Source organism: Rhizobium sp. 01N447_2 (assembly GCF_056399245.1).
This window is the reverse complement of record NZ_JBFTQY010000017.1, coordinates 208,004-220,307: the sequence shown is the minus strand read 5'-3', so window position 1 is coordinate 220,307 and position 12,304 is coordinate 208,004. Positions and strand designations below refer to the sequence as shown.

At 58.6% G+C, this 12,304-nt stretch carries 13 protein-coding genes and 2 pseudogenes; 9 read left to right on the top strand and 6 right to left on the bottom strand.

The features are described 5' to 3' along the window. Window positions 1-22 precede the first annotated feature (22 nt). Window positions 23-787 (top strand): SDR family NAD(P)-dependent oxidoreductase, encoded by a 765-nt coding sequence (locus tag AC1ECN_RS14645; RefSeq protein ID WP_130698809.1) that lies wholly within the window; start codon window positions 23-25, stop codon window positions 785-787. 182 nt (window positions 788-969) lie between these two features. Here the strand turns inward: AC1ECN_RS14645 and AC1ECN_RS14640 are convergent, their stop codons facing one another. After that, entirely contained in the window at window positions 970-1,410 is a 441-nt protein-coding gene (locus AC1ECN_RS14640; protein WP_477953362.1) for a VOC family protein, read from the bottom strand. Window positions 1,411-1,505: 95 nt separating this feature from the next. Continuing rightward, window positions 1,506-1,934: a hypothetical protein gene (locus AC1ECN_RS14635; protein WP_018070623.1), complete on the bottom strand. Its 429-nt coding sequence runs from the start codon at window positions 1,932-1,934 to the stop codon at window positions 1,506-1,508. A gap of 120 nt (window positions 1,935-2,054) precedes the next feature. On the opposite strand from AC1ECN_RS14635, the gene AC1ECN_RS14630 reads away from it, so the two are divergent. Then, entirely contained in the window at window positions 2,055-2,654 is a 600-nt protein-coding gene (locus tag AC1ECN_RS14630; protein WP_027688608.1) for a TetR/AcrR family transcriptional regulator, read from the top strand. A gap of 73 nt (window positions 2,655-2,727) precedes the next feature. Here AC1ECN_RS14630 and AC1ECN_RS14625 read toward each other — a convergent pair. Continuing rightward, window positions 2,728-3,408: pseudogene (locus AC1ECN_RS14625) on the bottom strand (sensor histidine kinase); the annotation flags it as partial. Window positions 3,409-3,515: 107 nt separating this feature from the next. Here AC1ECN_RS14625 and AC1ECN_RS14620 point away from each other — a divergent pair. Continuing rightward, complete coding sequence (locus tag AC1ECN_RS14620; RefSeq protein WP_477953359.1) at window positions 3,516-4,922, top strand: ATP-binding protein; 1,407 nt, start codon at window positions 3,516-3,518, stop codon at window positions 4,920-4,922. A gap of 459 nt (window positions 4,923-5,381) precedes the next feature. Here AC1ECN_RS14620 and AC1ECN_RS14615 read toward each other — a convergent pair whose 3' ends face one another. Then, entirely contained in the window at window positions 5,382-6,674 is a 1,293-nt protein-coding gene (locus AC1ECN_RS14615) for a helix-turn-helix transcriptional regulator (RefSeq protein ID WP_163861754.1), read from the bottom strand. 278 nt (window positions 6,675-6,952) lie between these two features. Here AC1ECN_RS14615 and tkt point away from each other — a divergent pair, with 278 nt between their 5' ends. Then, window positions 6,953-8,989 carry a transketolase gene (tkt, locus tag AC1ECN_RS14610; protein WP_477953358.1) on the top strand — a complete coding sequence of 679 codons (2,037 nt, stop codon included), beginning with the start codon at window positions 6,953-6,955 and terminating at the stop codon, window positions 8,987-8,989. A 57-nt stretch (window positions 8,990-9,046) separates the two neighbouring features. Here tkt and AC1ECN_RS14605 read toward each other — a convergent pair whose 3' ends face one another. Together AC1ECN_RS14605 and rapA2 are read right to left on the bottom strand one after the other, a co-directional pair. Next, a complete protein-coding gene (locus AC1ECN_RS14605; RefSeq protein WP_018070629.1) occupies window positions 9,047-9,235 on the bottom strand; it encodes a hypothetical protein in 189 nt (62 codons plus the stop codon). 165 nt (window positions 9,236-9,400) lie between these two features. Next, window positions 9,401-10,114 (bottom strand): calcium-binding lectin RapA2, encoded by a 714-nt coding sequence (gene rapA2 / locus AC1ECN_RS14600; RefSeq protein ID WP_130665949.1) that lies wholly within the window; start codon window positions 10,112-10,114, stop codon window positions 9,401-9,403. 451 nt (window positions 10,115-10,565) lie between these two features. On the opposite strand from rapA2, the gene AC1ECN_RS14595 reads away from it, so the two are divergent. The 5 genes and pseudogenes from AC1ECN_RS14595 to AC1ECN_RS14575 all read left to right on the top strand — a co-directional run. Next, the gene (locus AC1ECN_RS14595) at window positions 10,566-10,718 is read left to right on the top strand and encodes a hypothetical protein (RefSeq protein ID WP_165410353.1); all 153 of its coding nucleotides are present in this window, start codon (window positions 10,566-10,568) and stop codon (window positions 10,716-10,718) included. A 37-nt stretch (window positions 10,719-10,755) separates the two neighbouring features. Then, complete coding sequence (rpsU, locus tag AC1ECN_RS14590) at window positions 10,756-10,992, top strand: 30S ribosomal protein S21 (RefSeq protein ID WP_018070632.1); 237 nt, start codon at window positions 10,756-10,758, stop codon at window positions 10,990-10,992. Between the two features lie 60 nt (window positions 10,993-11,052). Next, window positions 11,053-11,247, top strand: a complete 195-nt coding sequence (locus AC1ECN_RS14585; RefSeq protein WP_018070633.1) for a hypothetical protein — start codon at window positions 11,053-11,055, stop codon at window positions 11,245-11,247. A gap of 12 nt (window positions 11,248-11,259) precedes the next feature. After that, window positions 11,260-11,838, top strand: a complete 579-nt coding sequence (locus AC1ECN_RS14580; protein ID WP_163861298.1) for an alpha-ketoglutarate-dependent dioxygenase AlkB — start codon at window positions 11,260-11,262, stop codon at window positions 11,836-11,838. A 66-nt stretch (window positions 11,839-11,904) separates the two neighbouring features. Continuing rightward, window positions 11,905-12,303, top strand: a pseudogene (locus AC1ECN_RS14575) (pyridoxamine 5'-phosphate oxidase family protein); the annotation flags it as partial. Window position 12,304 lies beyond the last annotated feature (1 nt).

Genomic DNA, 12,304 nt, shown 5'->3' with positions numbered 1-12,304 from the left:
GCCTACTCAAGAGGAAACGGCCATGATCTTCGACAGATTTCGCCTGAACGGACAGGTGGCACTGGTGACCGGCGGCACGCGCGGCATCGGGCTTGCCATCGCCGAGGCGCTCGGCGAGGCGGGCGCCAAAGTCATCATCACGGGCCGAACCCGCAATGCAGCGGCGGAAGACCGGCTCTCCAAGGCCGGCGTCGATTGCGATTTCGTTGCCGCCGACCTGATGAAGGAAAGTGCTGCCGACGAACTCGTCACTGAGAGCCTCTCACGGGCGGGGCGGCTCGACATCCTCGTCAACAATGCCGGTATCGCCATTCATGGCGACAGCGGCGAGTTCTCCGATGCCATCTGGCGCGAGATCATGACCGTCAATGTCGACGCCGTCTTCCGCGCCTGCCGCGCCGCACTCGCACCCATGCGGCGCCAGGGCGGCGGCGTCATCCTCAATATCGGCTCGATGTCGGGGATCGTGTCCAACATTCCGCAGAACCAGGTCGCCTACAACACCTCCAAGGCGGCGGTCCACATGATGACGAAGAGCCTCGCCAGCGAGGTTGCCGCTGAAAACATCCGCGTCAACGCCATCGCCCCCGGCTATATCGAGACCGATCTGTCGCGCGGCGGCATCGACAATCCCGACTGGTTCCCGACTTGGCGCAGCATGACCCCGATGGGACGCGTCGGGCAGCCGGAGGAGGTGGCGGGTGCCGCCTTGTTCCTCTGTTCGGCAGCGGCAAGTTATGTCACCGGCGAAGTGCTGGTTATCGACGGCGGTTATACGACGCGCTGAAACGCGAAGACGGGATTGGGGGAGGGTGGCTCGCAGCCGCTTGGTTGGGGGCGAGTTTCTCCTCTGCCATCCTGCCGATTGTCCTCTGCGCGCGATGTTCTGAATGATTGCTACACAGACGCCGACACTTCGCGGGTATCGGGGCGTTATCGTCTCACACTCGCGCAGAGCACATGCTCAGGCTAGAACAGGGTGTCGTCCGAAAACCGCTCACACTTTTCGGCATCATGCTCTAGGCAATCGAGCATCCACTGGACACCAAAGCGATCCGTGAGCTTGCCGTAATAGCTTCCCCATGGCTGGACGGCGAGTGGTGTCGTGATCTTGCCGCCCTCGGCCAGCCGTGCGAAGAGGCTGTCGGTACTGTCGCGGTCGTCCATGATCAGCATGTGGGCGGAGCCTCGCATCGGCTCGGCATCATGATTGTCCGAAGCGAAGAAAAGAACATCGGGTCCTTCGAAGCGGGCATGCATCACCTTGCCCCGCATGGCGTCGGTGGCAACGGGCATCCCGTCTGCGCCATGGCGCTTCAATTGCGTGATCTTGCCAAGCCCGCATTCGGTGTAGAAAGCAAGCGCCTCTTCGCAACCGGTGGAAAAGAACAGATAGTTGGCAAGCTGCATGGCTTGGCTCCGTCAAGTCGCCGGACCGTGACGTCTTGGTGTCGCCGGCCCGGCGTTGCATCAAGTCTGAGATTTCCGAGCGTACGCCGCGATCGTTACGAGGCGGCAACCGCACCCCGGATGGCGCCGACGAGATCGGCATTGTTATAGCTGCGGCCGGCGATACCCCAGGCCCCTTCAGGCGCGTAGACGATGTTCGACCATATATGTTCGCGCTTGAGCCGGCCTTCGGCGGCCTGTTCGATCACATCGGCCGCTTTTTCGAAGAAGCACTGTTTTGCTTCAGCGCTCACCAGCGCCATCTCAGGCAGCTTGAGCTCGACGAAGGCTGCATCGATCGGCTCTCCCCCAGCAAGCACATGCTCCCGCGGCAGCACGTTGATCGTACCGATAATATTGGCTGTCATGAAGTCATTGCCGGTCAAGCCGGCGGCATCGAGCACTGCCTCCGTCAATCCGGCAAAGGCTTGGGCCTGAGCCCGTTGCGAAAGCAGGCCTTCAGGCACGGTGAGTGTGATAGGCATCGTATATCTCCCTGTTTGAACCGTGACCGCTTCTGATATATACCGATCACTCTTTATGCATACACATCGATCACTCTCTTAGCAAGACATAAAGAGCGATCGCTCTTAAAAGGGACATACATGCGATACAGTGCCGAACATAAGCAGGAGACCCGAACGCGCGTCATTGCCGCGGCTGGACGGGTTTTCAGACAGGAAGGCTATGGCGGCGCAGGCATCGATGCATTGACCAAGGCGGCAGGCGTGACCAACGGTGCCTTCTACGGACATTTCAAGTCCAAGGGCGAAGCCTTTCGCACCGCCGTGCTGGCGGGCCTCGAAGAGCTGCGGCAAGGAATTGCGGCGCTAAAGGCCAGTCAACCGAAAGACTGGCTGACGACATTCGTCGGCTACTATCTCGGCTATAAAAGAACCTGCGATCTGGGCGAGAGCTGCGCTCTGCCGAGCCTTTCCCCCGACGTGATGCGCGCAGACGATGAAACACGAAGCGCCTATACGGCAGAACTCAAACGTCTCATCGAGGAAGTTGCGGTCGGCTTGCCGGAGGGTGAGATATCGGGTCAATCCGAAAGGCGCCGGGAAGACCAGGCGATCTTGCTGCTCGCCATGCTCAGTGGCGGTGTGACCCTCGCCCGCGCTGCTTCCGACCCGGCGCTGTCAAAACGCATTGCAGATGTCATCGCGCAGGCTGCACTGACGGCGATAGAGCCTGGAAACTGATCCACTCGCTTGAAGACATTGCCTTGCTCAGGGGATCGTCTTTCGGCGCAGTGCTCCATCAGTCTCTGGAACGTCAGCTCGGTCCCAGGATGGTGATTTCGAACTCGGCACCGGCGCCGGTCGTCGGCAGCAGGCGGATCGTACCGCCATGGGAGCTCAGCATGGCGCGGACGATACCGAGGCCCATGCCGGTACCGCCCTGCTCGCGGCGGGTTGAGAAGAACGGCTGAAAGATGCGTTGGCGATTTGCCTCGGAAATACCGGTGCCGTCGTCACGGACGAGAATGACGGCTGTTCGGGCGTCGGCCGATACTCTGAGTTCCAACAGCGTGGCGCCGTGCTGAAGGGCGTTTTCGGCAAAGTTGGCAAAGGCGATACCTGCGGCCTCGGGAGGAAGAGCAATCGATATGTCCGTATCCCCTCGGCTGGAAATATTGAGGGCGGGAAATCTTTCGCGCAGTGAGGATATGGTGTCTGCGACGCTGCTGCTGCCCTCGGCCACCGACGATTCCGCTTGTGCAAGGCCCCTCAGCCGCTGCAGCAATGCATCGAGCCGGACGACGTCGGCGACGATGTTGTCGAGAAAGTGCAAACGCTCAGCCTTCGTCATCGGCCTTTCCACGTCATCGTCGCGTAAAAGCTCTGCGGCTCCCCGGATGGCCGTCAGCGGCGATTTCAGCTCGTGGGAGACATGGGCGGCAAAGGAACTGATATATTCGGTGCGATCGACCAGTTTTCCGGCGAGATCGAGGAAGCGTCAAATGCTACCTTATTGCGCTTATATATCGGGATTACACTATTTACGATTACTATAATTTCAATTACTATAAAATCAATTATGTTAATTGAAGGGCGCTTCATATGAAGTTTCTAGGCAGGGGTCGTGAGCTGGCGCGGTTCAAAGAGGAGCTGGATGCCGCGCGTCCATCACTTGTCATTCTCTACGGTCGGCGGCGTGTCGGCAAATCCAGGTTTCTTCGCGAATTGGGCAAAAGCCGAAAGGAGATTTACTTCCAGGCCACACGCGTCTCCTCTCTTTTGAACCTCGAGCAGTTCAAGATCGAAGTCGCAAACGTTTTAGGTGCACTGCCAGTGCTTGAATCGTTGCCGAGCTGGGAAGGTGTCTTCTACTACATTGCCGAGCACACGCGGAACAATCCGGGCCTGCTGATCACCATCGACGAGTTTCCATATCTGCTTGACGGCGACCCGGCGCTGCCTTCGATCCTGCAGAAATTCTGGGATTCTGGCGCACCTGCGGATGGCGGTCTGAAGCTCATTCTCTGCGGGTCATCCATATCCCAGATGCAGGATCTGTTGGCGGAAAGGAATCCACTGTACGGACGACAGACACTGTCCTTGGATATGAAACAGCTCCCCCTCACGGATGTGGCGCGCTTTTTCCCGAAATACGACGCCGAAGCGATCATCAGCACTTACGCCATATTCGGGGGAATACCGCATTATCTTCAACTCTGTAACCCGGACGTTCCGTTGAAGGACAACGTGGTCAAGTTGCTGCTGACCGAGACTGGAACTCTTGTCGACGAGCCGAACACGCTTCTCCAGACTGAACTTCACGAGCCTGGCTTCTACTCCAGCGTCCTCGCGGCGATCGCCGACGGTTGCAACACGACGTCGGAGATCGCGAGCCGACTGGGCGTAAAGGTAGAGAAAATTACACCGTACGCCGCGAAGCTGGTGGCGCTCCACCTGATATCGAATACGAAGTCGTTGGATGTGGATGAGAAGGTGAGAAATCGTAGGTTTCGGCTCGACGACAGCCTGATCTCATTCTGGCATCGGTTTGTACGGCCCAGCCTGACCGCGATCAGCGGTGGCTTTGGAGAGGAGGTATACAGACACGTGGTGGCGCCGGGCTTCTCGGAATACATGGGTATTGCCTTCGAAGCTATCGCGCTCGAGTACGCCAGGATCCATATCCAGGAAAAACTCGGCCTTCCTGCAAAGGAACTGGGCCAGATATGGGGACATTCGGACTTCGATATCGACGTTGCGGGAAGACTCCTGAATGGCGAATATTTCTACGGCGAGTGCAAATGGACAAACGCCGATATCGACATGGGGCATCTAAGACAGCTACGTGAAAGATCCGAGAGAACGAGATACGGCAGAGGAACGGCCGGAAAGCATTTCTTGCTCTTCAGCAAGGCAGCATTTTCGACCGACCTAATCGATTTCGCAAAAGATGAAACACGGCGGGTTCACCTACTGACGCCTAACGATCTCGTTAGAACTAACCAGTAAGCCTGCCTGTTGGGGGTGGCGATGCCTACGGTAGGCCGACGTATCGGACACCCCCAATTTCCCAAAGACGCTGCATATTTCCCGACATCCTCGGCAAGCCGCAAGGGAATGACGAGCGCGAAACGGGAAAACGCCAAAGGCAGGCCGGTGAGGCTGCGAGGCATGAGCTTGCCGCTGACGAGAGCCACCGACATCAGGGCTGTGAGGACCGAGACCTCCTCGGAAGGAGCCCTCTGCGGCCGGCACGTCTCTTTCAGCCACCATCCGTCATTGCGGAGGCGGTCCGGCACAGCGGACGGTGTGATGCGGGGCGGGATGTCGTTCTTGCTCATGGCATAGAGATGCCCGACCGGATTGCAGATTTTGTGCAGGGAGTGAGGAGCAATTCAGGAAAATTGCCGGCTGCGGGATCATCGAGAAATTCGACAGATCATATCGAGTGCGAAAATAGCCTGTAGTTTACGGGGCTCGCGGCGAGCTTCTCCCGTGCGAGCCTGTCGGCGTCGGCGCTCTCTTTTCGGCAATCGGGATCGAGGCAATCAGCCTGGCGAGCGCTGCCTGAGATCGCACGCCGGCCTTGCCGAAGCATCGGCCGGCATGTGTCTTCACCGTGTTGGAGGAGATCCCGAGAGCGAGGGCAATCTCAGGCAGGTTCATTCCGGTGCCGATCAGTGCGGCGACCCGGGTTTCAGCGTCGGTCAGGCCGAAGATGTGTTGCAGTTGTTGCGCTTGCCGCCGCGTCTTTGCTTCCGGATCGACGATATGAATGAGGACGCGTGCTCCGCTGTCGGTCGCATCCCACGTGGAAATCGCCGTGGGCGCAAGCGGCGTGATCATCATCAGATAGGGCGGCAAGCCCGATGGCCGGGAGATCGCCAATGCGCCTTCGAAAGGCGTGTCTTCGCCATGGGCTATCAGCAAAGCCTGGCGGATGGCGGTTGCCAGGCGCGTCGCCGTTTCGGAAATATGGGCGGCAAGCGCGGGTCTCTCCGACCGGCTGAGGAAAATGCCGTCGGCCTGCCTGAGCAGCGTCTCGGCTGCCGCATTCAGGAGGAGGACTGCGCCTCGCCCGTCGATCAGCACGGCGGCATCCGGTATCGCATCGATCAATCGTTGCGGCAGTTCGGGCGCACGATTGATCTTGTTTATCTGAAAGGAAAGGTCGATGGCGCGTGCCATATGCGGGCTCAGCAGCTTCAGGCGTGCCGCCGCCTCGGCGGCGTGCTCGTGCTGTTGACGAGACAGAAACAGCGCCACTCCGCCAATGCCTCCGCGCTCGTGCAGGCTGGCATGCGGCAGGAAGAGTTGATTGAAGATGTTCTGCGGCTCACAGATATCGGCATAAAATGCGGAATGCCGCACGGCCTCCGCATCGATCAGGCTGTTGCCGATCGCAATCTCGCCCGGTCTTACCTTCTCGAATGCGCGGGCATAGGGGTTGCCCGTGTAATTCTGAAGATAGAGCGTGTTCAAGTCTTCCCGCATGCGACCGGGGATCAGAAAGCTGCCACGGCCACCCGGCGCCTGATAGACAATATTTCCGGCGACGGCGCCGACATAATCGACGATCGAGCACAGGGTGTCCGGCCATTGCTCGGAATGGACTGCAGCCTGATAGACAGCATCAATGATGTCGACATGATCCATATCAGCGCCTCTCGTTTTCACGACGATGGTTTCGCCAATTGCGACGAATGCTTTATTTCGATCACTGCATAAATGTCTAAGGGGAGGCGAGGCAGCGAGCGTCACCCGATCAGGTGACGTCGTGGCGCGCTCCGCCCTGCACTGTAAGGGTTTTTTCAACCAGACGCACTCCCTTGACAGAACAGGATAATGGTAGCGCCGCGTGATCAGGTCCCGGAAAGCGGTCCTTCCTGGCGCGGATGCTATCCACAACTGAAAACTCCGCACTAGGTTAACTGGACCCGTCAAATTCGCCGTGGCGAGCTCTCACGATCACGGTGAACGAGATAGCGAGGCAGACGGTCTCTGCCTTCATAATCCAGGTACCCCAAGGAGTTTCTCCAATGCCGGACATCTCACAAGCTCCGAAGACATTCCCAGCTCCCAAGGATCAGCCCCTCCGGGATCTCGCCGACTGCATCCGTTTCCTCTCCATGGATGCGGTTCAACAGGCAAAGAGCGGTCATCCCGGCATGCCGATGGGCATGGCCGACATCGCGGCGGTGCTTTTTTCCGAGTTTCTGAAATTCGATGCCGCCGATCCCTATTGGTTCGATCGCGACCGCTTCGTCATTTCCAACGGTCACGGCTCAATGCTGCTCTATAGCCTGCTCTATCTGACGGGCTACAAGGACATGACCATCGAAGAGATCAAACGCTTCCGCCAGATCGACAGCCGCACGGCGGGTCACCCCGAATATCGCCACGCCACCGGCATCGAAACGACCACCGGTCCGCTGGGGCAGGGGATTGCAAATTCTGTCGGTCTCGCACTCGGCGAGCGGATCATGAATGCCTCGTTCGGCGACAATCTGGTCAATCACCACACCTATGTCTTCCTGGGTGACGGCTGCCTGATGGAAGGCATCAGCCACGAGGCGATATCGCTTGCCGGACATCTGAAGCTCGGCAAGCTCATCGCCTTCTGGGACGACAACTCGATCTCGATCGACGGTGCGACCAGCCTTGCTGAATCCGATGACCATCCGGCGCGTTTCCGCGCGGCGAACTGGCATGTCCAGCAAATCGACGGTCACGATACCGATGCGATCCGCGCCGCAATCATCGAAGCGCAGAAGGTGACGGATCGGCCGTCGATGATTGCCTGCAAAACCATCATCGGCTTCGGTTTCCCGACCAGGGCGGGAACGCAGAAGGCCCATAGCGACGCGCCTGGTGAAGACGAGATCGCCGGGGCCCGCAAGATCCTCGGTTGGACATCGCCTCCCTTCGAAATACCGGAAGCGCTTCTCAATGACTGGCGAAAGATCGGCGCGAAAGGCGGGCCGGCGCGGATGGCATGGGCGGTCCGTGTCCAGACCGCGTCGCCGGACAAGCGAGACGATTTTGAGCGGCGTATGAACGGAGAACTGCCGTCCGGTTGGCGCGCTGCCATTGCTGCGGCAAAGCAGGAACTTTCAGGTTCCGAAAAGGATCTCGCCACCCGTCAGGCGAGCGGCATCGTGCTCAACCATCTCTTCGATGCGATCCCCGAGCTTCTTGGCGGCTCGGCGGATCTGACGCCTTCAAACAACACCAAGGCCAAGAACCAGGTCGAGATCAAGCCCGGGGAATATGGCGGATCCTATCTCCACTATGGTGTCCGCGAGCATGGCATGGCGGCGGCGATGAACGGCCTGGCGCTGCATGGAGGGCTTATTCCCTATGGCGGCACGTTCCTGACATTTTCCGACTATTGCCGCCCGGCGATCCGGCTCGCGGCGATAATGGAGGTGCGTTCGATCTTCGTGATGACACATGACTCGATCGGATTGGGCGAGGACGGGCCGACACATCAGCCGATCGAACATCTGAGCGCATTGCGCGCCATTCCCCGGCTCGCCGTCTATCGCCCGGGCGATCCGATCGAAACGGCCGAGTGCTGGGAGGCGATCATGGATGCGCCGCGGCAGGCAGCACTGATTGCTCTGTCCCGCCAGCCAATGCCGCTTTTACGCCGCGACCCGTCCGACGCGAACCGCTCGGCAAGGGGAGCCTACGTTCTCCAGGAAGCTGAAGGCGGCGAGCGGCAACTGACGATCCTTGCCTCCGGCTCGGAACTGCATCTGGCGGTCGAAGCCCGCTCGGTGCTGCAGGACGAGGGTATTCGCACCGCCGTTGTTTCGATGCCGTGCAGGCTGCTGTTCGAGAAGCAGGATGCCGCCTACAAGAAATCGGTGCTGGGCGGCAGCCGAGCCAGGGTCGCCGTCGAAGCAGCCGTGCAGGATTCCTGGGACCGCTATCTCGGCTTGGACGGCGTATTCGTCGGCATGCAAGAATTCGGAGCATCCGGCAAAATCCATGACGTTTACAAGAAGTTCGATATCACCACAGACGCAGTGATACGTGCCGGACGAGAGGTGGCCGGAAAGCAGGCCTAGCGTCGCGAGCCGGAGCCCATAGGCGGTCCCCAAGCAGGCGACCAGGTCGAGCGCCCCTTATCTAAATCTTGGGGCGCGCTTGGCATTGTGGATCAGCTCGGAGGCAGTCGCGAACGGCCCGAAAAGTTTGAGGAGCAGCGCTTGTTCCTCGGTACCTATGCGGTGACGCGCGCAAAACTCGGTCACGGACCAGACTTTCGTCAGATCGTCTGTTTCCATTTGCCTGGGTTCGATGTGTTCGGTCAACGGCGTGTCCTCCGAACAACGAGACTACGCCGCCCCGGCATTTATAAGAACTAGCTAAAAAGTATTATGCCGCTTTGCAGACCGGCTGAATATGACAAGCCGATATATGAAAACGCCCGCCGATTGCGCGGCGGGCGGTGTCTCTCACTGATTTATCGCAAGTGATCAAGCGAGATGAGCGTCGGTGCCCGTGATGTTGAGCGTCAGAACGCCAACATCCGTGTGGCCTTCGCCATCGGAGATCTTGTAGTACTGGACGGTTTCCGTGACGTTCTGGCCGGCAGTCAGGTCTTCGGTCAGCGTGTAGGTGAATTCGCCATTCGGCTTGACGTGGAAGATGCCATGGTCGCCGACGATGTCGGTAACAGCGTCGACGCCGCCCTTGGCGCTGACGTTCGTGCCGTCGAACTGACGAAGGAAGAGCTTGCCGTTGTCGCCGGCAATGTCGTTGTCCAGAACGTTGCCGCCGATGGCGCTACCTTCGTTGAAGCTGTAGTGGTCGTCGACAGCAATCGGCTTTACCTGGGTTACGCCCTGGATGTTCAGAGTGAACAGGCCGACATCGGTATGACCGCTGCCGTCGGAAATCTTGTACGAGACCTTCTCCTGGAGCAATTCACCGTTGGTGAAGCCGATCTTGGCCGCATCGCTCAGGACATAGGTGTAGCTGCCATCGGGCTTGACGAAGAAGGTGCCGTAGTCGCCCTGGATCTCGGTGACCTGGCTGTTGCCGCTCTTGGCGCCAACGCTTGCGCCATCAAAGGCGCGCAGGAACAGGTGGCCGTTGTCGGAGGAATCGTTGGAAAGCAGATTTCCGGAAATAACGTCGGTTTCTTTAAATGTTGCACTATCATCAGTTGCATGAATTGGCGAAGCCATTGCACTCTCCTCAAATTGTTTATTGGCGGGTCAATTTCGACCTCAGCGAGCGGCTCCTTTAACAACCTATTAATACTACAAGTCAATGGTCTATTTAACAGAAGGTTAATTTCGATGCGGATCTCTCCGTTGCTTCCATTCCGGCGGAATAATGTCACTTTCAAGCCAAATTGAAGAAAATTCGACAGAAACTATACCCGGCTAACTTGAATAAGATGGTGCAGAGTATATCTGAAGGCGATTGGCGACGCCCGCGTCATGCCATCCGGGCTGTCCGTTGCAATTGTGCCCGCCGATACCTATGTTGCTTGAATACCAGATCAGGCGGAAATCTGAGCCCTTGCTGGCTCATGATTGAGCGCTTGCTCATCCCTGCGCACGGTTATGGCTGCGTGACGGGCAATCCCACAACAATCGATGATGCCGGCCGAGATCGGCAAAGGATTTCTTTTTGAACCACATAAATACAGCCGCCGCGGTTGCGGCGGCGAAACCACGTGACGATGACGAGGCTGTCCGCAGTGCTCCCAGGAACTGGAAGCCGTTTCCCTGCCTTCTCACCCGCCGCGAATTGCGGGCTCTGATCGCCGAGCAGCTCGGCTGAGCGGCGATCGTCGCGCCACAAACAAGGAGAACTCGAAATGCAGGTACTCGTCAGAGACAATAATGTCGATCAAGCGCTCAGGGTCTTGAAAAAGAAAATGCAGCGCGAAGGTCTGTTCCGTGAAATGAAGGAACGGCGCGCCTATGAGAAGCCGTCCGAACGGCGCGTCAGGGAAAAGGCGCAGGCGATCAGCCGTCAGCGCAAGGCTGCACGCAAGAAGATGCAACGTGAAGGCCTGCTTGCCGGCCCGAAGCGGGTCACCACTGCCCGTTAGCAACCATGCCCAACCGGATTTTCCGGACTTCAGTGGGCACATTGCCCGAAAGGACAGACAATGGACGAACTCAATAGCCTCACCGTTTCGGAAGAACGCCTCGAGGATTGCCGCGATGTCGTGGACCCGGATCTGCAGGATCTGATCCACCGCGCTCTGACATCGGGCTTTTCCCGGGAGGAAATCCTCATCGCCGTCAGCGAACTGGTCGCCGAAGACTTCGCAATGGTCATGAAAACCCCAAGCGTCCATTGAGGCACGAGCGCAGTGAGCATCAGCGTGCAGGAGGATCTCTTTCGTGCGGCGAACCGGACGCTCCCTGAGGGGTTCCGATATTCTGCTGAGATCGTTTCCCCGGATCTTCAGCGCACGGTTCTTGAGGCAATGCCGACCCTTGCCTTCAAAGCCTTCGACTTTCATGGGTTTGAGGGCAAGCGCAGGACGGTTTCCTTCGGCTGGAAATACGACTTCGACACCCAGCGCGTCAGAAGAGCCGATGCGATGCCGTCGGTGCTGCTTTCCATTCGCGAAGTGGTGGCGCGCTTCGTCGGCATCGAGCCCGATGCGCTCGTGCAGGCGCTGGTCACTGAGTATGGCCCGGGTGCTCCGATCGGCTGGCACAAGGACAAATTCGTCTTCGGCCGGGTCGTCGGTGTCTCCTTGCTCTCGTCTTGCACCTTCAGGCTCAGGCGGCGTGACGGTGCCAAATGGCAGCGGCGATCGCTCGTCCTTGAACCCGGCTCGGCCTATCTCATGGCTGGCGCTTCAAGAACGCTCTGGGAACATTCCATCCCGCCCGTCGACCGCCTGCGTTATTCGATCACCTTCAGGGAATTGGCTGAATAGACCGCCCATTGGGAACATCGGCCTCGGCAGATGGTTACTTCGTCTTTTGCACAGATGGAGATGACGATGGCAGAGCATGACGATGCGACGCGGGTATGGGAGTTGATCGACAAGATCGGGTTTTGCATGCTGACGACCCGTAACGGCGACGATCTCAAAGCCCGCCCGATGTCCGCCTATACCGCGCAGCTCGAGAATGCGATCTATTTTCTGACGGATGTCAGCAGTCACAAGGACGATGAGATCGCCCGCTGGCCAAACGTGTGTCTGGCCTTTGCCGACACCAAGGGACAGAAATATGTTTCCGTATCGGGGACGGCCGAGGTGCAGAACGACCGGGAGAAGATCAGGGAATTATGGGCGACGCCGGCAAAGGCGTGGTGGGACAGCCCCGACGATCCTTCCATCCGCATCCTCAAGATGACCCCGTCTTCGGCCGAATATTGGGACAGCCCGGGCACCATCA

Coding starts and splice junctions, on each gene's coding strand:
- AC1ECN_RS14645 (WP_130698809.1), top strand. CDS start 23: ATGATCTTCGACAGATTTCGCCTGAACGGACAGGTGGCACTGGTGACC.
- AC1ECN_RS14640 (WP_477953362.1), bottom strand. CDS start 1,410: ATGCAGCTTGCCAACTATCTGTTCTTTTCCACCGGTTGCGAAGAGGCG.
- AC1ECN_RS14635 (WP_018070623.1), bottom strand. CDS start 1,934: ATGCCTATCACACTCACCGTGCCTGAAGGCCTGCTTTCGCAACGGGCT.
- AC1ECN_RS14630 (WP_027688608.1), top strand. CDS start 2,055: ATGCGATACAGTGCCGAACATAAGCAGGAGACCCGAACGCGCGTCATT.
- AC1ECN_RS14620 (WP_477953359.1), top strand. CDS start 3,516: ATGAAGTTTCTAGGCAGGGGTCGTGAGCTGGCGCGGTTCAAAGAGGAG.
- tkt (WP_477953358.1), top strand. CDS start 6,953: ATGCCGGACATCTCACAAGCTCCGAAGACATTCCCAGCTCCCAAGGAT.
- rapA2 (WP_130665949.1), bottom strand. CDS start 10,114: ATGGCTTCGCCAATTCATGCAACTGATGATAGTGCAACATTTAAAGAA.
- rpsU (WP_018070632.1), top strand. CDS start 10,756: ATGCAGGTACTCGTCAGAGACAATAATGTCGATCAAGCGCTCAGGGTC.
- AC1ECN_RS14585 (WP_018070633.1), top strand. CDS start 11,053: ATGGACGAACTCAATAGCCTCACCGTTTCGGAAGAACGCCTCGAGGAT.